The organism is Brevibacillus invocatus (assembly GCF_003710915.1).
Taxonomy (GTDB): Bacteria; Bacillota; Bacilli; order Brevibacillales; family Brevibacillaceae; genus Brevibacillus; species Brevibacillus invocatus.
In genome coordinates, this window is record NZ_RHHR01000015.1 from 162,052 (window position 1) to 186,796 (window position 24,745).

25 protein-coding genes and 1 pseudogene are annotated in these 24,745 nt (G+C 46.8%); 19 read left to right on the top strand and 7 right to left on the bottom strand.

All coding sequences use genetic code 11. From position 1 onward, the window contains the following. Positions 1 to 93 precede the first annotated feature (93 nt). From EDM52_RS11315 to EDM52_RS11335, 5 genes are all read left to right on the top strand, one after another. Positions 94 to 672, top strand: a complete 579-nt coding sequence (locus EDM52_RS11315) for an RNA polymerase sigma factor (RefSeq protein ID WP_183184992.1) — start codon at positions 94 to 96, stop codon at positions 670 to 672. Further along, positions 647 to 1,615, top strand: a complete 969-nt coding sequence (locus tag EDM52_RS11320; RefSeq protein ID WP_122909089.1) for a hypothetical protein — start codon at positions 647 to 649, stop codon at positions 1,613 to 1,615. Before EDM52_RS11315 ends, EDM52_RS11320 begins: the two co-directional genes overlap by 26 nt. Positions 1,616 to 1,906: 291 nt before the next feature. Beyond that, positions 1,907 to 2,782, top strand: coding sequence for a radical SAM/SPASM domain-containing protein (locus EDM52_RS11325; RefSeq protein ID WP_122909090.1), 876 nt, complete (start codon positions 1,907 to 1,909; stop codon positions 2,780 to 2,782). Between the two features lie 83 nt (positions 2,783 to 2,865). Next, positions 2,866 to 3,060 (top strand): SRPBCC domain-containing protein, encoded by a 195-nt coding sequence (locus EDM52_RS24925; protein ID WP_221175544.1) that lies wholly within the window; start codon positions 2,866 to 2,868, stop codon positions 3,058 to 3,060. Between the two features lie 379 nt (positions 3,061 to 3,439). Next, the gene (locus EDM52_RS11335; protein WP_122909091.1) at positions 3,440 to 4,660 is read left to right on the top strand and encodes an MFS transporter; all 1,221 of its coding nucleotides are present in this window, start codon (positions 3,440 to 3,442) and stop codon (positions 4,658 to 4,660) included. Between the two features lie 18 nt (positions 4,661 to 4,678). Here EDM52_RS11335 and EDM52_RS11340 read toward each other — a convergent pair whose 3' ends face one another. Continuing rightward, positions 4,679 to 5,038, bottom strand: a complete 360-nt coding sequence (locus EDM52_RS11340) for a winged helix-turn-helix transcriptional regulator (protein ID WP_122909092.1) — start codon at positions 5,036 to 5,038, stop codon at positions 4,679 to 4,681. A 171-nt stretch (positions 5,039 to 5,209) separates the two neighbouring features. On the opposite strand from EDM52_RS11340, the gene EDM52_RS11345 reads away from it, so the two are divergent. Then, positions 5,210 to 6,052 carry an aldo/keto reductase gene (locus EDM52_RS11345; RefSeq protein ID WP_122909093.1) on the top strand — a complete coding sequence of 281 codons (843 nt, stop codon included), beginning with the start codon at positions 5,210 to 5,212 and terminating at the stop codon, positions 6,050 to 6,052. 77 nt (positions 6,053 to 6,129) lie between these two features. On the opposite strand, the gene EDM52_RS11350 is transcribed toward EDM52_RS11345, so the two are convergent. Next, positions 6,130 to 6,939: a DsbA family protein gene (locus EDM52_RS11350; RefSeq protein ID WP_338068310.1), complete on the bottom strand. Its 810-nt coding sequence runs from the start codon at positions 6,937 to 6,939 to the stop codon at positions 6,130 to 6,132. Then, entirely contained in the window at positions 6,893 to 7,048 is a 156-nt protein-coding gene (locus EDM52_RS25530; RefSeq protein ID WP_338068305.1) for a hypothetical protein, read from the bottom strand. The genes EDM52_RS11350 and EDM52_RS25530 overlap by 47 nt, the downstream gene beginning before the upstream one ends. A 168-nt stretch (positions 7,049 to 7,216) precedes the next feature. On the opposite strand from EDM52_RS25530, the gene EDM52_RS11355 reads away from it, so the two are divergent. The 8 genes and pseudogenes from EDM52_RS11355 to EDM52_RS11395 all read left to right on the top strand — a co-directional run bounded on the left by EDM52_RS11355 (position 7,217) and on the right by EDM52_RS11395 (position 16,830). After that, a complete protein-coding gene (locus EDM52_RS11355; protein WP_122909094.1) occupies positions 7,217 to 8,368 on the top strand; it encodes a response regulator in 1,152 nt (383 codons plus the stop codon). A gap of 12 nt (positions 8,369 to 8,380) precedes the next feature. After that, positions 8,381 to 8,893 carry a YqaA family protein gene (locus EDM52_RS24635; RefSeq protein ID WP_183184994.1) on the top strand — a complete coding sequence of 171 codons (513 nt, stop codon included), beginning with the start codon at positions 8,381 to 8,383 and terminating at the stop codon, positions 8,891 to 8,893. 112 nt (positions 8,894 to 9,005) lie between these two features. Then, on the top strand, positions 9,006 to 10,454 hold the full coding sequence (locus EDM52_RS11370) for a spore germination protein (RefSeq protein ID WP_122909095.1): 1,449 nt from the start codon (positions 9,006 to 9,008) through the stop codon (positions 10,452 to 10,454). Positions 10,455 to 10,465: 11 nt separating this feature from the next. Next, positions 10,466 to 11,583 (top strand): annotated as a pseudogene (locus EDM52_RS11375) (GerAB/ArcD/ProY family transporter). Further along, positions 11,580 to 12,422, top strand: coding sequence for a Ger(x)C family spore germination protein (locus EDM52_RS25435; RefSeq protein WP_122909096.1), 843 nt, complete (start codon positions 11,580 to 11,582; stop codon positions 12,420 to 12,422). Before EDM52_RS11375 ends, EDM52_RS25435 begins: the two are co-directional and overlap by 4 nt. Before the next feature lie 23 nt (positions 12,423 to 12,445). Then, the gene (locus tag EDM52_RS25440; RefSeq protein WP_276330111.1) at positions 12,446 to 12,709 is read left to right on the top strand and encodes a Ger(x)C family spore germination C-terminal domain-containing protein; all 264 of its coding nucleotides are present in this window, start codon (positions 12,446 to 12,448) and stop codon (positions 12,707 to 12,709) included. 413 nt (positions 12,710 to 13,122) lie between these two features. After that, entirely contained in the window at positions 13,123 to 14,832 is a 1,710-nt protein-coding gene (locus EDM52_RS11390) for a methyl-accepting chemotaxis protein (RefSeq protein WP_183184996.1), read from the top strand. A gap of 219 nt (positions 14,833 to 15,051) precedes the next feature. After that, positions 15,052 to 16,830 (top strand): amidohydrolase, encoded by a 1,779-nt coding sequence (locus EDM52_RS11395; protein WP_122909098.1) that lies wholly within the window; start codon positions 15,052 to 15,054, stop codon positions 16,828 to 16,830. Positions 16,831 to 16,918: 88 nt separating this feature from the next. Here the strand turns inward: EDM52_RS11395 and EDM52_RS11400 are convergent, their stop codons facing one another. The 4 genes from EDM52_RS11400 to EDM52_RS11415 form a co-directional block, all read right to left on the bottom strand. Further along, positions 16,919 to 17,539, bottom strand: a complete 621-nt coding sequence (locus EDM52_RS11400) for a TetR/AcrR family transcriptional regulator (protein WP_122909099.1) — start codon at positions 17,537 to 17,539, stop codon at positions 16,919 to 16,921. A gap of 231 nt (positions 17,540 to 17,770) precedes the next feature. Continuing rightward, complete coding sequence (locus tag EDM52_RS11405; protein ID WP_122909100.1) at positions 17,771 to 18,424, bottom strand: Crp/Fnr family transcriptional regulator; 654 nt, start codon at positions 18,422 to 18,424, stop codon at positions 17,771 to 17,773. Between the two features lie 25 nt (positions 18,425 to 18,449). After that, positions 18,450 to 19,112, bottom strand: coding sequence for a Crp/Fnr family transcriptional regulator (locus EDM52_RS11410; protein WP_122909101.1), 663 nt, complete (start codon positions 19,110 to 19,112; stop codon positions 18,450 to 18,452). Positions 19,113 to 19,178: 66 nt separating this feature from the next. Continuing rightward, positions 19,179 to 19,928 carry a methyl-accepting chemotaxis protein gene (locus EDM52_RS11415; RefSeq protein WP_183184998.1) on the bottom strand — a complete coding sequence of 250 codons (750 nt, stop codon included), beginning with the start codon at positions 19,926 to 19,928 and terminating at the stop codon, positions 19,179 to 19,181. A gap of 421 nt (positions 19,929 to 20,349) precedes the next feature. Here EDM52_RS11415 and EDM52_RS11420 point away from each other — a divergent pair, with 421 nt between their 5' ends. The 5 genes from EDM52_RS11420 to EDM52_RS11440 all read left to right on the top strand — a co-directional run bounded on the left by EDM52_RS11420 (position 20,350) and on the right by EDM52_RS11440 (position 24,490). Then, complete coding sequence (locus tag EDM52_RS11420) at positions 20,350 to 21,405, top strand: TRAP transporter substrate-binding protein (protein ID WP_122909103.1); 1,056 nt, start codon at positions 20,350 to 20,352, stop codon at positions 21,403 to 21,405. 20 nt (positions 21,406 to 21,425) lie between these two features. Beyond that, positions 21,426 to 21,905, top strand: a complete 480-nt coding sequence (locus tag EDM52_RS11425) for a TRAP transporter small permease (RefSeq protein WP_122909104.1) — start codon at positions 21,426 to 21,428, stop codon at positions 21,903 to 21,905. Beyond that, complete coding sequence (locus EDM52_RS11430; protein WP_122909105.1) at positions 21,902 to 23,188, top strand: TRAP transporter large permease; 1,287 nt, start codon at positions 21,902 to 21,904, stop codon at positions 23,186 to 23,188. Before EDM52_RS11425 ends, EDM52_RS11430 begins: the two co-directional genes overlap by 4 nt. A 57-nt stretch (positions 23,189 to 23,245) precedes the next feature. Next, on the top strand, positions 23,246 to 23,803 hold the full coding sequence (locus EDM52_RS11435) for an NADPH-dependent FMN reductase (RefSeq protein ID WP_122909106.1): 558 nt from the start codon (positions 23,246 to 23,248) through the stop codon (positions 23,801 to 23,803). A 114-nt stretch (positions 23,804 to 23,917) separates the two neighbouring features. Beyond that, on the top strand, positions 23,918 to 24,490 hold the full coding sequence (locus tag EDM52_RS11440) for a helix-turn-helix transcriptional regulator (RefSeq protein WP_122909107.1): 573 nt from the start codon (positions 23,918 to 23,920) through the stop codon (positions 24,488 to 24,490). The last annotated feature ends 255 nt before the right edge of the window (positions 24,491 to 24,745 follow it).

Consider the following 24,745-nt stretch of genomic DNA (forward strand, 5'->3'; position numbering starts at 1 on the left):
TTTTTTCTTTTTAATTGCGTGTTCAACTGTCCCTTTTCGCATTCGGCAAGTGTTATACATAGTGAACAGAGAAAAGACAATGGAGGTGAGGATGTGCAGGAGAATATAGAGGACCTGATACGGCGTGCGGTGCAAGAAAAAGATCAGGAGGCTTTTCGGTGGCTGGTACAGATTCATCAAGGCAAGATATACACGTATTGCTATCGATTGTTCTGGAACAGGCAGGAAGCCGAAGATGCCGTACAGGAAATCTTTATGAAGGTGTACCAAAGGCTGGGGGAGTATAAACCGACCGCTTCTTTTTCTGCCTGGCTGTACAAGATCGCCTACCATCATTGCCTGAATGAGTTGAGAAGAAAACAGCTCATGCAAAAAGTGAAGGATATATTCTTTTCCCGGACAGAGGTCGCAGCAGTATCTGCTGAAGAGATTGTCCAAGACAAAGTGTTTAGCGAACCCATCGCAAAGATACTCGAAAAGCTCACACTGGAAGAACGCAATTTGCTTGTAATGAGAATTTTTGATGAAAAAACCTTCGAGGAGATGGGGGAGATTATCGGCAAAAGGCAAGAAACTGTGAAAAAGCGTTATGAGCGTCTTCGGAAAAAAGTAAGAAATATGATCACCGAAAGTGAGGAGAATCTTTATGCGGAAACATACTCTCTCCCATGAAGAACAGGTAATTCAGCAGCATGCTTTGCCGATCGAAACGGATCACCTAGACATCGCCTCGAAGGTTATGCACCGGTTGAATGAAAATAAACGCTCCAAATTCTTCTTCGCGATTCGCAAGCCTGTCTCTGTCGTTCTGTCAGCGGTAACAATCCTTTTTGTGGGCAGTATTGTTGCATACGCTGCAGGTATCTGGAGCATCAAAAATGAAAAAGGAGACACCTTGTATACGGCGGAATCCCTTCAACCCAATTCCTATGCAGTAACGAGATTTGGCGTAACGGCGCAGCCAAGCAAACAGGAACAGGCTTATCTGGATGCTGTCAATGAAGTAGCAAGACATGTGCCGCCAGGACAGGGGGCCGCTATCTATATTCCCGATGAGAGCTTGAATCCTCAAGGGACGGTTTTCTATGTATCCCAGCAGATTCCGTTCTCCGCATGGGATGCCTTCCAACAGGAAGTTACCCACAGGAATGCTCCGGCTTTCGAATATCCGGCAGAACTCCCAGCAGGCTATAGTTTCAAGGAAGGTTTTGTCAGCAGCGAGGTTGCGACCTATGGCAATGAAGAAGCGATCGAAGCTGAGCTAAAGGCAGGGACGAAAAAATCCGGAGAAAAGGCAATCGTGAAAGAAGTCCCGCTCGAGAAGAATCCAAAGGGTGTATCCATCACTTATGCCAACGGAGAGGATACTTTTCATTATAGTGCTGCGCTGACAGGAAGAAAGAGAACCTTCGTGTCGCAGCAAGCAGAAGTAGAGTTGGTGCAAGCAGGCTCTGTGGATGCATTGTTCATCCGGGATTACCATGGAATGAGAGTGGAGTGGGTAAAGGGAGAGGAGTCTGACCCTATGCGAACACTCTATAAACTATCTGTGCCATCGAACAGTAAACTCACAAAAGAGGAACTTCTCGCGATTGCCAAGGGAGTAAAGAAATAGTCGCATGGCAAGAGCTTAATTTCCTCCCGTTCCTATGATATAGTGAGATCAGGATGCAACTAGGATTTCCCGTTAACAAGCAGCTTTTACCGGCGGTAGACGCGGAGATGTCCGTTACGTGAAATAGACCGTATCCATCGGGTACGCGGTCTATTTCTTTTTATGTACTATCGGAAAGTTTAAGTGCGCTAAAGCGCTAAAAAGATTAGCGGAAGATAGTATAAGTGCAACTAAGGCTCCGCCAAAAGCTTGGCGTAGCCAAGTTTTCTAATGGAAAGGACGGGGAGAATCGTGAAAACCTTCAAAAAAGTGTATATAGAAATCACCAGCATCTGCAACCTTGCCTGTACGTTTTGCCCGCCAACAGAGCGCAAGGCAAATTTTATTTCTGTGGAAGACTTCGCCAAAAGGCTGGACGAAATCAAATCGCACACCAAATACATCTATCTGCATGTCAAAGGGGAGCCGCTGCTCCATCCCAAGATCGATGAGCTGCTGGATATCAGCCACGAGAAAGGCTTCAAGGTCAACATCACGACAAATGGTACCTTGATCGCAAAAAATCGGCACAAGCTGCTTGGTAAGCCTGCACTCCGGCAGATGAACTTCTCGCTCCACAGCTTTGACGGACACCTGGGTTCGACCGACCGCGAAGGATATTTGCGGGAAATCCTCTCATTCGTCCGTGAAGCAAAAAAGCAACATGTCATCTTTTCGTTCCGTCTGTGGAATTTGACGCAGGACAACGAAACAAACATTCAAAAGAGTAGGAACCGCAAGACACTAGAGATCGTCGAACAAGAATTTGGACTGGACTACAAGATCGAAGAAAAGGTAGAGCCGGGCGGAGGAGTGAAAATCGCCAATCGTGTCTACTTGAACCAGGATCATGAATTCCAGTGGCCAAGCCTGACAGCGCCTGCAGATGAGGGAAAAGGCTTTTGCTACGCGCTTCGCAGCCAAGCGGCAATTCTCGTAGATGGGACTGTGGTGCCATGCTGTCTGGATGGTGAAGGAGTTATCAATCTGGGGAATATCAATCAGGCCTCCTTTTCTGAGATTGTGGAGGGAGAGCGGGCGAACAATCTCGTCGAAGGCTTTTCCCGCAGGGAGGCAGTCGAGGAATTATGCAGAAGATGTGGGTATCGCCAGCGGTTTGGGACGTAAATGCTTGCTAGAGAGGGAACAGACGTTGGATATCATGGTGTTGAAGATTGAAAAGTTGAGTATGATCTGGAGGAGGGTACAAGTTGACGGACACATCCTTCGTGTATGTTACCTATATCGCAACGACACCGGAAAAGCTGTGGGAGGCTTTGACAGTAGGGGAGATGACGGAGAAATATTTCTTCGGGAGCAAGATCGAGTCGGACTGGCAAGTAGGCTCAAGCATCAGCTACATTTGTATTGAAGCAAATGGGGTCGACAGTCAGATTGACGCTTAGGCACGAAAATCTGCATTCTATTGACCTGATGGATCGAGACGATACCTTTGAAGGGTTAAATAATGGATGGCCAGCTATTCTGAGCAATTTAAAAAGCTTGCTTGAAACGGGGAACACCTTGCCGGAGTTATCGATTTAAGGGAATGTCAGGTAAACTTTAGAGTGAATAAAGCAGCTAAAGCCTTTTACAGGAAAGGGTTTTAGCTGCTTTTCATTTTAGGGAACAGGCACTTACAAGTACCTATGCTACTAAAAAGTGCGTACTTCCTATGATGTGGTGCATGCTGCATAATAGCAAAACAGTCACAACACATCAGCCATTCATGATGAGCTAGGGCCCAGCTTGGTGATATGGCAAGTAAAATAGGAGGACGTTCGAATGAGCACTACCATCAACCAACTACAACAGCAAGCAAATCGTACGAACAACTCCAGATTCGCTTTGCTTGCTCTTGCTATCAGTGCATTTGGCATTGGAACTACCGAATTTGTGATCGTTGGCTTGTTGTCTACGGTTGCACAGGACTTGAATGTAACCATTACATTGGCTGGTCTTTTGATTTCCGGATATGCTCTGGGCGTTGCCGTGGGAGCACCTATTATTACAGCTCTTACTAGCAAAGTTCCTCGAAAAACGCTGTTGATTCTGTTAATGGTGGTTTTCGTTGCAGGAAATAGTGTAGCGGCACTTTCTGAATCTTTTCTGTTGCTGCTAATCGCACGTTTTGCTACGGCATTTTCACACGGTTTGTTTTTTTCAATCGGCTCCACAATCGCTGCTGATTTAGTAGCTGAGAATAAACGAGCAAGTGCTATTGCGACGATGTTTACGGGATTAACTGTTGCAACGGTTACTGGTGTTCCGCTCGGGACCTTTATTGGGCAGACGCTAGGTTGGAGAGCCACCTTTTGGGGTGTCGCGGCCCTTGGTGTGATTGCGCTTCTGGCTACAGCTATTCTGGTACCCAATGATCTAAGGAAAGCCAAGCCTGCCTTTCTCAAAGATCAAGTGAAAATCCTCACAAATGGTCGCCTACTCATGATTTTTGCCATCACTGCATTGGGCTATGGTGGAACCTTTGTTACCTTTACCTTCTTGAGTCCGATTCTGGAGGAAATCACGGGGTATCAGTCAAGTACAGTCAGTCTGATTCTTCTTGTATATGGCATGTCTATCGCCATTGGCAATACGGTTGGCGGAAAGGCTGCTGACAAAAATCCCCTAAAAGCGCTGCTTTGGATGTTTATCGTTCAAGCCCTGATCCTGTTCTTCCTAACGTTTGCGGCGCCGCACAAACTGATGGGGACGATTACGATTCTGTTCATGGGACTGCTTGCTTTCATGAATGTACCAGGCTTACAGATATACGTCGTTCAGTTGGCCGAAAGATACACCCCTCAATCCGTGGATGTAGCTTCTGCCATGAATATTGCAGCCTTTAATCTCGGCATTGCAATTGGAGCATTCGTTGGTGGAATAACCGTCGAAAAGCTCGGTTTGATCCACACGCCATGGGTTGGCGGAGTGATGGTGCTTGGTGCAGCCCTTTTGACCATGGTCATGGGACGGCTGGAAAAGAATCAAAAGCAAGCGGGATGAGATCAGTCCGTGCAAGAGCTATTTGTTTAAGATGCTGTCTTCTAAAACTGCATATTTATCGCCATATTCTTTGATGATATGTGTTTCACCCCAGGTACACATCGCATCCAAAATACTTTTAAGGCTCCACCCATAATCGGTGAGTTCATATTCCACTTTTGGGGGAATCTGATTGTAAGTAATTCGGTTCACGACTCCATCATCTTCCAATTCACGGAGCTGCTGTGTCAACATCTTTTGGGTGATTCCGGGCATGAGACGCTTTAATTCACTGGTACGTTTTTTACCACGCATGAGATGACAGAGGATGACGCATTTCCACTTTCCTCCAATTACTTGCAAAGTGGCTTCGACTGAAATGTTGTATTTCTTTTTCATGAGCGCATGCCCCCTTTAGTACGGGAACTTTTTAGTGCCTATGGAACGAAAAAGTGCGTACTTTTCTTCCGGTATAATGTACCGCATAATAGCACATGTCAAACGAGAATGACCAGATTTGCATGTGCGACTGCTTTCAATAAATATTCGACTAGATGGAGGGAATATAGAATGGCAAAACATTTGCAAGATACGACTACATTGTCCAACGGTGTAAAAATGCCTTGGCTGGGCCTCGGAGTATTTAAAGTTGAGGAAGGGCCAGTCGTAGAAGAGGCGGTAAAAGCTGCGATTAAACACGGCTATCGCAGTATTGACACTGCAGCTGTTTATCAAAACGAGCAAGGAGTGGGAAGAGGGATCCGCGAGGGCTTGAAAGAGGCTGGCATTTCCCGAGAGGATCTGTTCGTCACATCAAAAGTATGGAACTCCGATCTGGGATACGAGTCCACGTTGGCCGCTTATGAAACAAGTCTGCAAAAGCTGGGGCTGGATTATTTGGATCTCTACCTGATTCACTGGCCAGTAGAAGGAAAATTTGCAGAAGCGTGGAAGGCCTTGGAAAAGCTCTACAAAGACGGACGAGTGAAAGCGATTGGCGTCAGTAATTTTCACATTCATCATCTGCAATCCTTGATGAAGGATGCGGAAATAAAACCGATGGTGGATCAAGTGGAATTTCACCCTCGTCTGGCCCAGAAGGAGCTTCGAGAATTTTGCCGGGAACAAGGGATTCAGTTCGAAGCATGGTCGCCTTTGATGCAGGGTGAATTATTGGATCAGCCAGTGTTGAAGGAGATTGCAGAGAAGTATCAGAAGTCCGTAGCCCAAGTCATCCTGCGTTGGGATTTGCAGCACGGGGTTGTGACCATTCCAAAATTGATTAAAGAGCACCGAATCATAGAAAATGCCACATTGTTTGACTTTGAGCTGACCAAAGAAGATATGGATAGAATCGATGGATTGAATGAGAATCGTCGAGTCGGTCCAGACCCGGACAATTTTGATTTTTAAACAGAGAGTAAGCAAGAATATAGGAAAGAGGCTTGAGTAGCAGATCAAGCCTCTTTCTTTTTATATAACCATGCCTGCTAGGTTCTGGATACATACCTTTCGCCGAGAATAGTGTGCCACGAATAAGTTTCCGCAGTAAGCTCCTTCTGTAAAAATGCTTCGACCTCATTTTGCTGGAGATCGTACATGACCTCGACTTCCTTTGAAAATAAAAGGGCTTCCTGCTCCAATAGCTTGGCTAGAACAGGAATCGACTTCGCCTGCATATTCTCTGTTCCCAACGCTTGCTCCAATGCCTTCACATAGGTCTCCAGCTTCTGCGCACCGACGACCTTGATCTCTTTATTTTCTTCATCGACCAACACAATGGTCGGGAAACCACGCACACCAAGTGAGCTGGCCAGCGCGAAATCCTGGTCCAGCAACTGCTGCCCGTATCCCTCTTCAGCTTCCTTCACAACCGAGTCACCATCGAGTCCGATTTGGTTGTCGATATCAATCAATACCCGCTTTTCGCCGATATTTCGATTAAAGGCAAATACAGCTTCTCTCGCACGACGCAAAAATGTTCTGGCAGCTGCTTCATCGGTTTGCTGGATCACTTTAAACACGCGGGACGAGGGATAAGAAGACTGGATGGGATTGTCGAGCCACTGAGAGCCGTCTATCGGCATACGGGAATGCTCGCCAGCTTCTCGCCAGTGACCCGCAACATCCGCAGGGCTGCCAATGCCATTTTTGACATCGGCAAAGCCATCCCAATTCTTCAGCAAACCACCTACAACAGTATGGAAGGTGAAAAGGTGTCCGTACTGAACTTCAAACCTGCGAAGTACAGGCTCAAGCGCCCAACAGTGCGAGCAGATAGGGTCCGTGACGTAATACAGCTTGAGCTTTTTTTAGGGGTTGATTCCATTCAAACGTTTGGAAGTTGCTTTCACCGGCTTCTCCACAGACGCCTGTCGATACATCGCAGATCATTTGCTTGAAACTCATGGGTAATCTCCTCTTTTCATGAGCAAATTTTTAATCGATCAAGAGTTAACTATAAAAAGTATATTAGATATAAAAAATATATCAACACTGCAAGAGACATCCCATTCTTCAATTGCTACAATTAAATGGGGGAAATGCTAGAGTTGTTGCAAACTAGGAGAGATATCATTGAAAGTAATTATCGTGGATGATGAGAGGCTAGCGCTGAGAAGAATGGAAAAGCTCCTGGAAGAGCAGAGCGACGTGAACGTTCCAATCAGCTTGATCGGTTCCTATCAAGATCCCTACGCCGCTTTGGAAACAGCGCAACGCGAAAAACTGGATATGGCGTTCCTGGATATTCAGATGACTGAAATGGACGGATTGGAATTGGCTGAACGACTATTGAGCATTCAGCCCCAGCTTCATATTGTCTTTGTCACCGCTTATCAGGAGTATGCAGTCAAAGCATTTGAAATGAATGCACTCGACTATTTGCTCAAACCCGTCCATCATCGCAGGCTGGCAGTCACCTTGCAACGGGTAGCAGAATCAGCCTTGAAGTCCCCTGCTCATTTACCGAGCACAGCTAAAGCAACCCTCTGCTGTTTACAGAGCTTGCATTACCTCGATCATCAGGGCAATGTGCGGTACTTTCCCTGGAAGACATTGAAAGCACAAGAACTGTTTGCCTATCTCGTGCATTATCGGGACAAGACGGTGAGCAAGCAAATCCTGATCGATTTACTTTGGCCTGATTACGATACCGACCGCTCGCGGACGCAATTGCATACAGCCATCTATCAGATTCGAAAAATGATTAAAAGCATTGGCTTTAATCTCGAAATCAAATATAAGGATGAAGGCTACAGGCTTGTTTGGGGAGATGTAAAGCTGGATGTGGAGGAATGGGAAAATCATGTGCGGCACGCTCCAGAGGTCACCGCGGAGACATTGGAGCAGCATCTGACCATTATGGCCCTGTACACAGGCGATTTTTTGGAGGAGCATCCGTATCTGTGGGCGGAATACGAGCAGGAACGCATTCGATTGCTCTGGCTGAACCATGTGAAACAAATCGCAGAATATTACGTTGCAACTGAACAATACACGGAGGCAATTTTGACGTACCAGAAAATACGGGAAAAAGTGCCAGGGATGGAAGACGGCTATTTCGGCTTGATGAAGCTGTACGCGATGCAGAATCATCAAGGGGAAGTAAGCAAACAGTACCAGCTTATTTCCACCAAGCTGAAAGAAGAGTTCGACGTGGCTCCGAGCAAGGAAATAACGGACTGGTATCAACAATGGAAAAAAGACTGTCAACGAAGACAGGGATAGGGGGAGAGAACCGTGAAAATGAGAATGTTGTCGATGCTTCTGATAGTCGTGGGAATCATGGTGCTCAGCTACCCTTCCCTGGCAGAGGAATACCATGATTATCAGCAGCAAAAGCTGGTCCGAGAGTGGAAGGACAGTATGCACAATATCCACAACGGGGGAGATGCCATGAGCCTGCTGATTCTTTCAGCAGGCTTTTTCTATGTGACCAATGATCGAAAGCATGGGGAAACAGCCATTCTGCTCGGGTCCTTCACACCAATTCCGTTCAAGCTGTTTACGATCATGTCAGGCTGTATGAACTATTCCTTCTGGAAGCTGTTTGGTTATGCTGCCATTGGACGTGCAGCCAAGTTCTATGTGGTAGGAATGCTGTTCTATTTGTACGGGCGTGCGGCGGAGAATATGGTAGATGGAGCGTTTAGCATGATTTTGGCTGGCCTCGGTATCCTGTTATCCGTATGCTTGCTGCTGATTCGCAGATATCGAAAAAGAAAAATGGTAGAGCATAAGGTTGAAGGATAGTTTCGTCAGGTTGAACGCTGATGGGCTATCCTTTTCTATTTCATGAGTGTATCCCTTGGGGTTGGGCATACTTTAACCAAATGAATGATCGATCGTCGGAGGAACTGGCACCATGAGGCAAACGTTTCAGCAATGGGTATCCCGAACAGGCGACTTGAAGGTAGAGCATATTGACGGTGAAAAAGGGCGTCTTCGTCTCTATTATTTAGTCAGTATGGCAGAACAAAAAGTGATTTATCAGCACCTGATTCCCAATCTGCAGCAGCTCGATTTTGAGACGGTGACGATGCCGGATATCGAGCGGAAAATCGGCCTAACCGTCGACCATCGATTGACGAATCAGGATCAGGTCATTGAGCATTTGCTCCTCGGAAACATCTATATTCACCTAGATGGGGCAGCGTATGGCCTGTTTTTTCCTTCAGATGGTACCCAAAATCGGCAAATAACTCCTCCTAAAAATGAAACCAACATCCTTGGCCCGCAAAATGCGTTTGTGGAATCGCTGGAGACGAACTTATCTCTGATCCGAAAATACATCAAATCACCGCGATTATCGTATGAACGGATGGTCATCGGTGAAACAGCACCTGTTGAAGTAGGACTTCTCTACATGGAAGGGATTACGAACGTAGATAATGTCCAAACGTTGAGGCAACGTATTCAGGAGCTGAAAGTCGATAGCGTTATTGATGTCAGTATCCTTTCTCAATATATAAAGGACAACGAATTTTCCATGTTTCCACAGCTCGTCCTGACCGAAAGACCAGATCGGACGGCTGCTGGACTGCTTCAAGGGCAGGTAGCTGTGCTGCTGCAAGGAAGTCCAAAGGCTATGCTTGGGCCGGTGACCTTTATTCAGCTTTTCCAAGCAACAGAGGATTCCTACTTTCGGTGGAGCATCGCGAGCTTTCTGCGGTTGCTTCGGACGCTAGCCATTTTCTTTGCCTTACTGTTAACGCCATTCTACGTCGCAATTTTGACATTCCATTATGAAGTCATACCGGCAGATCTCTTAATTTCGCTCGCTCAGTCTCGATCTCGGGTCCCGTTTCCGCCGTTGATGGAAGCGATCATAATGGAAGGGATCATTGAGCTTTTGCGGGAAGCAGGCGCGAGACTACCCACGAAAATCGGTCAAACCATCGGTATCGTGGGAGGTATCGTTATCGGTCAAGCCATCGTGCAGGCCGGATTCACCAGCAACATCTTGATTATTATTGTTGCACTTGGCGCACTTTCGTCATTCAGCTCCCCGAATTACTCCCTCGGTGCCGCCATTCGAGTACTTCGTTTCCCCATCATTCTAATGGCAGGACTTTGGGGGGGACTTGGTATTGCTATCGGTGTGAGCTTCTTGGTTACACATCTACTGCGGATAACCAGCCTAGGTCGACCTTATCTTCAGCCAGTATATCCATTACGAATTACAGATTTAAAAGACAGCATTATCCGTGCTCCCATTACTTTCTTTGGATTGCGTCCACAATTATTTCGCCCAACAGATGATTTTCGTTTCGATCCTGCCAAGGCAAGGCAGATGGAAGATATTGATGAGTAGGTGAGGAGTTCATGCAGATCAACGTCTATCCCAAGATATCCAATCAAATCCCTGCTTATCTCTTGTTCTTTTTGATCTATTCGAATCAGGTCGGAGTCGGAGTGCTGGGCTTTCAGCGAGTGATTGCAATAGAAGCGGGGCATGATGCCTGGATCGCAGTAGTGATTGCTGGCATAGCTGTTCACCTCGTCATGTGGGCGATCATCAATACGCTAAAAAGATACCCGTCCTCGGATTTGTACGGGATTAATTGCGATGTATTTGGTCAGCTGTTCGGCAGTCTGATCAATATCCTGTACATGCTGTATTTTACATTGATTGCGATCGTGATCCTTCGAACCTATACGGAAGTTATCCAGACGTGGATGTTTCCCGAGATACCAACCTGGTTCGTTTCTGCAACCGTATTAGGGCTTGCGCTTTATACATTACTGGGAGGAATACGGATTATCACAGGCTACACGTTTATTAGCGTCGTCACGACTTTGTGGGTGATCTTTTTTTGTACTTTCCTTCCCAATATGCCAGATGGTCCTATCTTTATCCCGTACTGGAGGCAAATGTACCGGAAATTCTCAGTGGCGCGGTCCAGATGTCTTTTACGATCGTCGGCTTTGAAATTCTCTATATGGTGTACCCATTTGTGAGTAACAAAGAAAAAGTCGGTGCCTTTTCACAGTCGGGTGCCTTGCTCACGAATCTGATCTATCTATTTCTCATGGTCCTGGCGATCACTTTTTTTAGTAAAAATCAGTTGATGAAGACAACCTGGGCAACATTGAACCTCCAGCAGATGGTGCATTTACCTTTTCTCGAACGCTTCGAGTTTATCATCTTATCTATCTGGCTCATTGTGATCATGCCGAATGTTATGCTGTACACCTGGAGTGTTTCGCGAGGCTTGAAGAGGATGTATCAATGGCAGTACAGGAGGACCATTTTTGTCGTGGTACTTGTCATCTTTGCCGGAGTTCTGGTGTTTTTGACCCGATCACAGATCAATTCCTTGAACAACTTCGCCTCGCAAGTTGGTTTATATGCGGCATTTATTTATCCCATTCTCCTGTACATAGGAGTTGTTATAAAGGGTGCATGGCGCAAACATCGCGAGAGGGGGAACACAGGATGAGGAAGGGGTGGCAATGGATGCTTTTGGCTATGATCGGTCCACTGCTGATTAGTGGCTGTGAGCCTACGCAGATCCTTGACGAGACGACTTTGATTACCGTAATGGGATTTGATGTGTTGGAGGATAATCGGATTCGCGCGACAGCCTCAGCACCCGTTGTAAGCTCCTTGGTTAGTCAAAAGGAGCAAGTGGTTTCAGCCACAGATACGACATTGAATGGAATAATGAATAAATTGGATCTGCAGCTGGACCGCCGACCAAAGCTGGGGCAATTACGTATAGCCCTTTACAGCAAGGAAATGGCGAAAAAAGGGATGATTGAATTCGTAGGGGTTATGGACCGAGTTGAAGTGGGCTTACGACCCTATCTCGGAATTGTTGACGGAAAAAGCTATGATCTGGTACAAGCCGATTATCCGACTCAGGGTAACATCGGTTTGTATCTCTACTACACGATATACAAGAACGTAAGAGGAGAACAGCTTCCTTCATCTACGTTACATGAATTCATGCGAGACTATTACAGCGAAGGCAACGATCCATACTTGCCCTTCATCGAACGAAAGGGGAATGATATCAATATCAAAGGGGTCGCGTTGTTCAAGGGAGATCAGTATGTGGATTGGGTAAAGCCGGAGCAGGCTTTCTATATTAAGCTGGTCCGCGACCAGTTTCGGGCAGGTTTTTTCCAATTATCCATCCCGACAGCAGGGCTGGGTATCCAGGATCAACGCAAGAGCAATAAGCAGGAGACGAGTCCCATTGCCCTTGAAACCATCAATAGTAAAAAAAATATCAAGCTTGTATCCCAACACCCCCCACCTTTGACGTTTCCGTAGAGATTAAGGCGCGCCTGGACGAAATGGGCAATAAACCGGATCTGGAAAATACAGAAATAGTAAAAAAGATTGAGCGCGAGGTGGACAGGAAGATGGAAAAAGAGATGAGGGAGCTCGTTGCCTTGCTTCAGAAAAAGGGGGTGGACCCGATGGGGTTTGGGGAGCACTATCGGTCACAAAACCGGTCAGCTCACTTTGAAAAGGAGAAATGGCGCGAGATGTACAAGCAAGCCAAGTTTCGCTTTCATGTAAAAACCCAGATAATCCGCTTGAGCATTACGGACTGACATCACATCAAGTGGGTAAAAAAGATCAGAAGCAATCCGTTCTGGTCTTCTTATTTTTATACACATTTCTATCGACTGCTGGATTACATGGTTTGTCATGGAATGACTTAAAAAAAGGAGTAAAATTGCCGATAAATGTTTATAGAGGTAGGTTTAATGAGATACTTTTGCGGGAAATAGAAGGTAAACGTTACCAACTCTTTTTCAGTCTTTTCGGTATAGTATCAAAATTTCAACTGTGCTTTAAGCCACTGACCGCAATTTCGTACAGGGAGTCTTGGTGTACTACAAGAGTTACACACCTTTCTGTTTGGGTGGTTCGTTATCTGCCAAACGGAATAGGTGTTTTTTCAGTATCGAAAAGCAAAAGTAAGTTTCTTTCATCCATTCTTTATGATAGAAGGTGCGCATCCATGAAATGGTTTTATCACATCTCCATCTCCAAAAAACTGATTCTTGTCTTTACTGCAGTGTGTTTATTCATGGGGGGAATTGGCTTCCTAGGCTATATCTCGCTTAACAGGATCAACGAAGATATGAAGGGCATGTATCAAGATCGTTTATTGCCTGTGATTCAACTGAGCACCCTAAATAAAGCCATCTCTGAAAATACGGTGCTGCTCATGAACGCAGCCTCATTAAACCAGGACTACGACAAGCTGGAGCAAGCCGTGAATGAAAATATCGCCAAGATCAACACGGGTTTGACCACTTACGCTGAGCTGCCGCTTTCCCAAGAGGAGCACGATGTGCTAGGGACTTTAACGACTTTGTCGTTTGCCTATCAAAACAGCATCACTGAAGCGCTCAAGCTGTTGAAAAACAATGACAGCATGGGACTTATAATGAAATTGAACGGAACTGCGACGCAAAAAACAGCTATCGAAGAGAGAATCACCATGCTTGTGGAGTTGCAGGACAAGCAAGCACAGGAGCTTTACTTCCAGTCACTTGAGCGCTTCACCCAATCAAGGAACTTGACGATGATTCTGATCGGTGCAGGGATTTTGCTCTCTTTGATCTTTGGTATTCTTTTGACCAGAATGATTGCCAATCCGATCAATGAAGTGAAAAAGCATCTGGTGGAAATGGCCAATGCAGGCGGTGATCTGACGCAGCGTTTGCAGGTGAAATCACGTGACGAGGTAGGGCAGCTGTCGCATGAGTTTAACTCCATGCTTGCGAGCATTCAAGGAATCATTAAAGAAGTGTTGAAGGACTCCAGACTTGTAGCCGAAACTTCTCATGAGCTGGCCGAAAAAGCCCAACAAACAAGTCGTTCCAGTGAGGAGATCGTCCTCGCTGTTCAGCAAATCGCATCTGGTGCCGAGACACAGGTGGAAAGCATCTCCGAAACATCGGCTTCGATGACACAAATGTCATCCGGCATTCAGCAGATTTCTGCCAGTACGCAAGAAGTAACTTCTTCGGCAAACCTCGCTAGAGAGGTAGCGGAGAACGGAAGAAAGACCATTGATGAATCGATCCAGAAAATGGAGTCCGTCACGACCAATGTTCTGCAAGCCTCCAATATGATCAAGCACTTGAATGAAAGCTCTCAGGCAATCGGAACCGTGATCAATGTCATTAGCGGCATCGCAGCACAGACGAATTTGCTCTCCCTGAACGCAGGGATTGAAGCGGCTAGAGCTTCTGAGCATGGCCGGGGCTTTGCGGTTGTGGCGAGCGAGATCCGCAAGCTTGCTGAAGAGTCACACCAGGCAGCGGAGCAGATTGCCGTCATGATCAAGCAGATTCAGGAAGAGACGAACAAAGTCTCTGCATTCATGATCGCGGAAACGAAAAACGTACAAGCCGGTCTGGAAGCAGCCGAAGAAGCAAGACAAGCCTTCCAACAGATACATGCATCCATCGAGACCGTCACAAGACAAATGACCGAGGTATCAGTTGCCACTGTTCAAATGTCAGCGGGTACAGAAGAGGTTCTCACCTCTGTTGGCACGGTGGTGCAAGTGGCTGAGGATGCTTCCAATCAGACGCACCAAGCACAAGTGGCTGCCGAAAATTCTCGTGAGGTCATGGAGCAAATGGCAGAGTCGATTTCTTCCATGGCGGAAATTTCCCAGCGTCTGCAAAGCTTGGTTGTACAATTTAAAGTGTAGTCTATTGAGAAGGGGGAAACTCCTTCTTTTTTTCTGCCTTTTCATCCATGTGTGGGTTGGCCATGGATGAAGCTTTTCCTCTCATGGAAAAAAAGTTTTGTGATGGAATTTTCAGAGTTGCAGTGCTACAATCAGATTTGTCTTGTTTTTCCTCTGGGTTAACTGGGAAAAGAAAGAACAAAGCATGATTTTATTGTAATTGGATGGGTGGGGGATCTTATGTCATTGAAAAAATGGACCAGCGCACTGCTCGTTACGGCCTTGATGAGCCCGGTATCGGCCTTTGCGCAAGGGACAACTCAACAAGCACCTGGACAAGCTGCCAAGCCAGGCCCGGTAGCAGGGGCAGCTCAAGTCATGCCTGCTGATACGGTATTGTCCAACGGCGTCGTGTACACCGTGGACCGCAACCGTAACTTTGCCGAGGCAGTGGCGATTCGTGGAGATAAAATCGTCTACGTAGGCAGCAACGAGGGAGTCAAAAAATACGTTGGAAGCCAAACCAAGGTAACCGATCTTCAAGGTAAAATGGTCTTGCCAGGCTTTATTGACAGTCATACGCATGCGAGCAAAACAACCGGACTTATCTTTTCTATCGATTTGTACGACGGCGGTTCTATCGAAGAGTATGTAGAGATTATTCAAGCGTTTGTGGCAGAGCATCCAGATGAGAAAACCTTGCAAGGACGGGGCTGGAGCAATCCTGTGGCACCTGGCATCGGGCCGCTCAAGGAAGCGTTGGACGAGATCGTTCCTGACGTGCCGCTTGCCCTCACTTCTGATGACGGACATTCCCTGTGGGTAAACTCTGCGGCGTTGGAGCTGGCAGGAATCACCAAGGATACACCGAACCCTGAAGGCGGAATCATCGAGCGTGATCCAAAAACAGGCGAACCGTCTGGAACCTTGCGTGAAAGTGCAATGGATCTGGTCTTGCACAAAATCGGCGGATACACCGTAGATCAGTACAAAGCCGGTATCGAGGAGTATCAGCACAAGGCGGCAGAACGCGGTGTGACCACAGTTCGTGACCCGGATATGCTGCGTTACCCGAATGTACTGGAAGCCTATGAAGAGCTGGCCAAGGAAAACAAGCTGACGATTCGTTACCGCAACGCTGTCACAGCCAATCCTGACAAGGGGCCAGAGCAGGTAGCAGAGTTTGAAAAAATTAGAGAGCGCAATCAGTATCCACTGTTCCAGGTGAACGCGGTCAAAATCTTCATGGACGGGGTTGTAGAGGGAGCTACGGCATATCTCGAAAAGCCTTATGAGCATAAGCACACCAATGGAGAGCTCATCTGGAAAACAGACGTTTACAACAAGACTGTAGCTGCTGCAGACAAAGCAGGCTTCCAGCTGCATGTTCATTCCATCGGCGATGCTTCTACACGTATCGTTCTGGACGGCTTTGAGCACGCGGAAAAGCAAAACGGCGCACATGATGCCCGTCACTCGCTCGTCCATTTGCAGCTGGTGAACAAGGAAGATATCGAGCGCTTCAAAAAGCTGGGAGCTGTAGGCATCGTGCAGCCGTTCTGGTTTATGCAGGAAGCGGGGTACTACGACGAGATCGAGGTTCCATATCTTGGGGAAGAGCGTGCCCAGCAGGAGTATCCGATGAAGAGCTTTATCAATCAAGGAGTTCATATGGCATCTTCCAGCGATTACATCGTGACACCTGAGTTCAACCCGCTTCATGGCATTCAACAAGGCATTACACGGATCGAAGAGGGCGAGACAGATCCAGGGAAAATTGCGAATCCGGATGAACGTGCTACACTGGCCGACATGATCGCCAGCTTTACGATTGATGGTGCTTACGCCAATCACGTAGATGCGATTACAGGTTCGATCGAGGTAGGCAAGAAAGCGGATCTGGTGGTATTGGATAAAAACCTGTTCGCAATTCCGGCTACCGAAATCAAGGATACCAATGTGATCCTTACCCTGGTTGAAGGCAAAGAAATATATCGTTTGCAAACCGAAAAGAAATAGAAGCATGAGGATGATCATCGACGACTAGTCAGCCGATGATCAAAAGAATGGAGGCCTGATCCCTAGGGATGGCCTCCATTTGCTTTTTTTATTCATTTTTTCCTTTAAAACCAAGGAGAAGGACTTCAAATGTCTCCTGAAAAACCTGTGAAAGGCGATCCATCAGCATATCGACGGTCTCCTCAGAGAACGTGTAGGTCGCGACGATCCCATGCAAGGTATACACATAGATCCGGGAATTCGTCAGCAGTCGTCTGTCATGATCTTCCAATCCAAGACTTTTTTGCAAAGCGCTCATCAGCTTGGCGAAGAGTTGATTCCTGATCTGGTTAATCTCCAGCTCCGGCTTTTGTTCATCCACTCTGACAGACTTAACATTGAAGAAGATCGTGTACATATTGCGATGCGTCAAGCAAAAGCGAATAAACGACAGGCTGATTCCGATAAGCTTGTCATCGGGAGAAGTATCCTGTTCCAGTATCTCGTCTATTTGTTTCATCAAGGCGAGTAGCGGGGGCATGGACAGCTGATGCAGTAGCGCCTCTTTATCTTTGAAATAAATGTAAATGGTAGTATGTGAGCACCCAGCTTCTTTCGCAATTTCACGCATGGTGACAGCATCGTATCCCCGACTCATGAAAAGCTCTCCTGCTGCTAAAAGAATGTTTCTCTTGGTTTCTTCGGCTCTTAATTCTTGTCTGGTTGGCATTCTCCGATTCACCTCAATGTCATCCTTCGCATGGTACAGAGGAATTGATTGCACATACGTTTGGAATGTGTTGGCTTTTAAAGTAGCATTTTGGTAGCTGCAAACAAGAATACTAAATCCTTTGAAAAAAATCCAGTTTTGGAATGTCGGAAGAAGCATGAAAAAAGATCCAATCAGACCAGCTGATGGATCTTTTTCGTTTTTGATTATGAAGCGCTTCAGGTGCAGCGACTATTTCCAAAGCAGGATGCCTTCGCTCTCTTCCTCACGATGGGCAATCTCTCTTACCTTGTCGAATTCGAGGATGCGTATCGCACCACGATTGGAGAGCTCGATGAGTCCGTGCAGCTTCCATTTGTGCAGGACCTTGTTCACCGTGATGCGAGAGGCATCGATGTAGCGGGCAAAGGAGGTTTGATCAATGGGAACGTTTTCATTTTGATGCACAGAATGAAGGCGAATCAGATAATGAGCCATCTGCTGTTCCACGGGACTATCTTGAAAAGCGATAATTTCTGCCAGTAGCCGAAACTTGTAGATCTGGGAATTCGTAAAGATCAAGGCAGCATGGGGATGATCGCGACAAACATTGGATAGCGCTTCGTCGGAAAAGTAGTACAGGACGGACGGACTGGTCGTAATGGCTGTCGTCAAATAAGGACCATTGTATGCACCATGCTCACCGGACAAGGTGCCGATAGATACGTAATCGATTGTCCGTTCATGCCCATTGTCAGATAAAAGTATAATTTTGATGCCGCCTCGGTCGAGGTAATAAAACCCTTTTCCCTGCTCGCCCTGTCGGTAGATGACGGTGTTTTTCTTGACTTCCATTTTTTGCCCGTACATGAGGAACGGAGTCCATTGATAGCGAATATTGTTCATGTCATCCCTCCATATTTTCTCTTCATTACCGTGCACAGGTCGAAGAAAAAGTATCTTCCGCGTCGGGAAAGACCGTGGTGCGCAGGAGATCGGGATCGATGATCGTAAACGTGCGGTTTCTGAATTCCACGATGCCGCTCACTTTCCATTGCTTTAAAATCTTGTAGACGGTGATTCGCGTGAGGCCGGCGCAATCAGCCAAATCCTGCTGGGTCAGAGGGACTTCGTAGTTTTTGTATTCATCGCAAATATTGAGCAAGAGGGTGGCAATATGCTCCTCGGAGGTCAGTGCCTTCATGTTGATCGCAAACAGAAGTGTGCGCATTTTCTGATGGATCGTCTGGGTTAAAAGATATAATAGCTCGGGTTGAACGGTGAGCATCTCCTGAAACTGCTCACAGGAAAAGTGATACACGACCGAGTTTTTAGCGGCGATTGCCGAAGTGAAATGGGTTTGCTGATCCATCGATTGGATGCCCATGATTTGGCCGGGGACCACGATGTTCAGCAGACGGTCATTACCTTTTACAGTGGTGGAAACAATCTTGACCAATCCCTTGTGAAGGTAGTAGAACCCTTCTCCCAACGTTCCCTGTTTATAGATAACCGATTTTCGTTTCCAAAATTGTCTAGTGCCGTATTTCAGGAATGACTCCCACTTCACGTCTGTTTCAAAAGGGGTAACCAAAAGAGAACACTCCTTCCACTTGGTTTTGATGATGGCGAAAAACGAAAATACCTTTCTTTAAAAAGTTTAGTTAGATTGAATTTGTGATATATTTTGCAGGAGCAGAGCTTCTTCGGTAACTTCGTTGATCGAGGCAGTCAAATCCATGATTCCTTTGGTTTGTTGCTGGGAAAGCGTCTTGGAATCCAGCACCATATCAGAGATAGAGGACATTTCCTTCTGGAGGGAAGAGAGCTTTTCAGAGATGTCTTTAGCCAGATCACTTGATCGAATGGCAAGCCGACGCATTTCACCTGCAACGATCGTAAAGCCTTTTCCGTGTTCTCCGGCTCTCGCAGCTTCGATAGATGCATTGAGGCCCAAAACCTCGGATTGTTTGGCAATCTGCGATATTGATTTCAGGACTGAAAAGGTGTTATTCAACTGTTCTTGCATATTTGCCATGACCTGATAGAGCTCTTCGCTATGAGCGGACAGGACTTCTGCTCCATCCTGCATCACTCTGGACTGTGCAAAAACCTCTTCTACAATCTCAGACAAATGCTCGGCGATTTGGGCCAGTTTATTTTGTCGATCCAGACTGACGCCAAAAACCAGGGAACCAGTGACAGCACCATCTTCTACGATCGGGAGAGCACCAGCGATGTAGGCGACTCCATAGACGGAGGAATCCATCACTTTACTGATCGGCTTCTCTTCTCTCAAAATACTTCTGGCGAGACTTCCTTCCCGAATGGGATCGTTGACTGATAAGCCAAAACGCAAAGAGTTCCCGGCGATATACGACAAAAATTTTTCTCGATTGGTTACTCCCAAAGTAAAGTCCTCCTCAAAGCACATGACCATCCTATGCATGAGGGGAGAGACTCGAACGACTTGATCGAGCAGGCTCATTACGCTCAGACTCCTTCAAAATCATCGTATTTAAGAAAATGAGCCAAATAAGAGAAAAAATATTGAGAATCATCTATAATAACATTATAAATTCAATATTTAGAAATTTTCAATTAGGAAAGAAGATGGAGGTGTAAAAAAACAGGAAATACGTTAATCAATTTACAGCCAGTGCCGAATCCTAGTAGATTTTGTCCAAAAAAATTCATTAAATGTTAAGCAATTTACATAGGTATTCCATTGGTTTCAGTACAATCAGAAGAGTTTAAATAATAAGTAAATACTGAAAGAATGCTTGGTTTGGCCATTCATACCACAAAATTCAATCATTCGGGGGTAGACAATGAAAAGATTCAAGAAATGGGGAGCATCACTGTTGGCTGTTTCCATGACCATGTTGTTGACAACTGCCTGTGGCGGCGGGGCTTCATCGACAGCTACGCCAGCACCAGCGCCAGCAACGGGTTCTACTACTGGGGATGCAGCAAACAAGCCAACCTACAACTTCAAACTGGCACATATCACACCGCCTACACACATGTGGCATTTGGCCGCTGAAAAATTCAAGGAAGAGCTGGATCAACGCTCCGGCGGACGCATGAAGCTGGAAATTTATCCGTCCAGCCAGCTGGGCACGGAAGCAGACATGGTGCAACAGATCGCTTCTGGTTCTGTTGATTTTGGATTTATTACTGCTGCCTATCTGAGCTCTCGTGCTCCTTCCTACGCTGCATGGCTGGCTCCATATGCGTTCAAGGATCTCGATGAAGCCAACAAAGCGCGCAAAGAAGAAGTATCCAAAAAGATTCTGGGTACGCTGGAAGAGCAGGGATTGGTCGGACTCGACTACTTCTTCGCCGGACAGCGCGTCATGCTGTTTAAAGACAAAGAAGTACTGAAGCCTGAGGATATGGCTGGACTGAAGCTTCGTGTAACGCCAAGCCCGCCATTGACTGACTTCTACACGTCTGCAGGTGCTGCGACCGAGGGACTTCCATTGCCTGAGGTGTACTCTGCTGTACAGACCGGGGTAATCGACGGTATGGACATGGACCTGGATGCTGCGATCACCAATAAGTACTATGAAGTCGTCAAATATGGCGCTGTAACTAATCACATGGTTTGGCCGGCGGTAGCAATGGCGAGTAAAGCGAACTTCGACAAGATGCCAGATGAGGACAAGCAAATCATCCGTGATGCCATCGATGCTGCGGCTAACTTCTCTGCTACGACGAGAGCAGGGCAAGAAGAGGAATTCAAAAAGACGCTCAGTGACAACGGCATGAAAATGTATGAAATCGATCCAGCCCTGTTTGCTCCATACGCAAAACAATTTGATGAAAAATACGGTCCAAAAGATCCTCTCATTCAAGAGTTTATCGATACATTCCGCAAATAGTTCATGAGGGGGAAACAAAGATGAAAGCATTGAGCGATGGCATATCCAGAATCGAAAAGCTCTTGGGCATTGTGCTCATGTTCGCAATGGCCGTCGTCGTCATACTAGCAGTCGTATTTCGCTATTTGCTTAATGCGCCCTTTTCATGGGCGGGAGAAGTGTCGGTATATCTGTTGATTTGGGTCAGCTTTATCGGCGGCAGCCTGGGACTGAAGTACAAGTCCCAGGCCGCTGTGACCATCCTGCTCGATTACTTGCCCAAGCAGGCACAGAAGATGCTGTTGATTGCAGGAAACATCTTGGTCCTGCTGTTTTTTGCCCTGCTGCTTTACTACAGCTACCAGTGGGTGTTTTCACCAGGAGTTGCCTTTCAAAAATCAAGCGCACTTTTGATGCCGATGTGGATTCCTTTTAGTGCGGTGCCGATCGGGCTTACTTTTGCTACCGTCCATATTCTGTCTAATCTCATCGATCTATTCCGAGAGGAGGAAGTCCGTTGACAGTTTTAGTGATTCTACTCTTCCTTCTATTCCTGTTGATGGGCATTCCGATCTCTCTGGTTTTGGGTATGATCACCATCTGCTATTTCTTTCTGGTGGGGAATACGACGCTCCTTACCTCTACGCCGATGCGCCTGTTTTCCGGATTGGAGAATTTCGGCTTGTTGGCGGTTCCATTGTTCATGCTGGCTGGTGAATTGATGAATGGAGGAGGGATTACCACTCGTCTGGTTCAATTCGCACGCGTGTTTATCGGTCACGTACGCGGGGGGCTGGCCTATGTTACGGTTGTTGCAAACATGTTCCTCGCTTCCATCCTGGGATCGGCCAATGCGCAGGCAGCGATGATGAGCAAAGTCATGGTGCCGGAGATGGAGAAGGAAGGGTATAACAAGGAGTTTTCCTCTGCCTTGACCCTTGCTTCATCGATCATTGCTCCAATTATTCCGCCCAGCATGATTTTTATTATCTATGGAACCTTGTCCGGCTCTTCCATTGGCGGTTTGTTCATGGCCGGGATTATTCCCGGAATCATTTATGGAATCGGTTTCATCTCACTCATCGCGTACATGGGCTATAAAAACAACTACCCCAAAAGTGAGCGCGCTACTGCAAAAGAAATGGTGAAGAGTACAGTCAGTGTATTGCCTGCGCTCTTGGTTCCTATTGTCATTATTTTCGGGATTTTAAGCGGTGCTTTTACAGCGACGGAGTCCGCAGGGATTGCCTGTTTGATTGCCTTTATCGTAGGGGCGTTCCTGTATCGGGAGCTTGACTTGAAAAAGCTTCCGCAAATTTTCATCAATACCGTAATCAGCACGGCTACAGTCACCTTCCTGATCGCAATGGCTAACATTTTTGGCTGGATGATTGCTTTTGAACAAATTCCGCAATTGATCGCCAATTCGATGCTCTCGATCTCGGACAGCCCGTTTGTCTTCTTGCTGCTGGTCAATATCTTCCTATTGCTGATCGGGATGATTCTGGACGGAATTGCAGCCTTGATTATTCTGGTTCCGGTCCTGATGCCGCTGGTGACAGCCTTCCAGATCGATCCGATCCATTTCGGGGTAATCATTTGTATCAACCTGACCATTGGACTTCTGACACCTCCAGTCGGAACGGGACTCTTTATCGTCTCCTCCATCGCGGAAGTGAGGTTCGAGCGATTGGTCAAAGCCACTATGCCATTCTTGATTGTGGCGATTGTCATTCTTTTCATCATCACCTACTGGTCAGACGCTGTTCTGCTGGTGCCGCGATTGCTGGGGCTGACGACGTAGTCTGAATACGATCAGCAAAATACGAATACAGATGGCAAGGAAAAGGAGGTTGTCGAAGTGAAGCTGTTAGGCATATCAGGAACAATCATCGGAGCCAAGACGAGCATCCTCGTGCAAAAGGTATTGGATGAAGTGAAGCAGCTGGCCCCAGAGATTGAAGTGGAAATGCTGGACCTGCGGGATTACAAGATGTCCTTGTGTGACGGAAGGGATCCTGCGACATACCCGGATGATACGAAAAAAGTGATCGACCTCGTTTCATCGGCTGACTTCTATCTCATTGGAACGCCGATTTTCCAGGGTTCGCTGACCGGGGCATTGAAAAATCTGTTCGACCATATCCCGCCACAGGACCTGCGCAACAAGGTGATGGGCTTTGTAGCAAATGGCGGAACCTATCAGCACTATCTCGTGATTGATAATCAGTTGAAGCCCATCGCTGGCTATTTCCGTGCATACGTGGCTCCAGGCTTTGTGTATGCGCATGCGGATCATTTCAACAAGCAAAACGAGATCGTCGACGAAGACGTGCTGAGCAGAATAAGCAATCTGGCCCAAGAGCTGGTGCATATGCAAAAGGCACTGAAGGGAACGGTCAGCACAACAAACCATTAAAACAACGTAATAACAGGCAAGAGAGAGGTGCAGCCATTTGGAGACTGCATCTTTTCTGTTTACCCAAAGAAAAAAGGGGAGTGGGAAAGCACATCCAGCCCGGTGTAATCGGTCATGAATGGGGCTTTCAGAGGTTCCTTTTGGAAGGGAAGCTGGTATACAGTGGGCTTCTGTCATTTGCGGCAGGAGCTTCGCAGTTTTCGTGTAGATCGGATCATCGATTTGGAGCCATCCGATCACAGCTTTCAACGTCCGGCTCATTTTTCAGCCAAGGATTTTTTGTTGGGTCAGCTCTTGCCAGGTTCCGATCAGGCGTCATCTTTGCTGAAGGTCTGTATACATGGGGAAAAGCAAGTGTTGGATGAACTGTGCAAGCACTGGTTATTTGGCCACACGCTCATCAAAAGAACGGCAAATGTTGCAGAGTTTGGACTCAACATCGAATCAGTGCTGACCTATGTACCGTATTTCTTATTTCCCTACGGCAAGGCCATTCGGATTGCAGAGCCGCAGATTTTGATCAGCAGGATGGTCGAGGTCATGACAGGAATGGCTTCGTACTACCAGGAGATGCTCTCTGCCAACAGTGATCTGGAAGCAATGGAGAATCAGTTCGTTCACAGGAAAGAGGATGAGTCGGATGGAAAAATTCGGTACAAGTACTGCTGCAGGCGGCATCGATTCTGAAGACCTTTGATGGCTGTGAATGGTATGTGGTGAACATCTCTGTCGGCCACTCATCGCTGGGTTTGGCGAGCAGACGAGGTATCGACTGGTTGGAGGAGTAGGTTTGTCATAAATCGATGAGAAAGGAAAAGCCTGGGCTGTTATACGCTTGGGCTTTTGGTTTTGTATGACCGGATTGCGATGATCATTCCTCCTACAGTGATGTGCCCCTAAAATTTCTTTAATATATGGCAATTAAAGCACTATTCCCCTGTC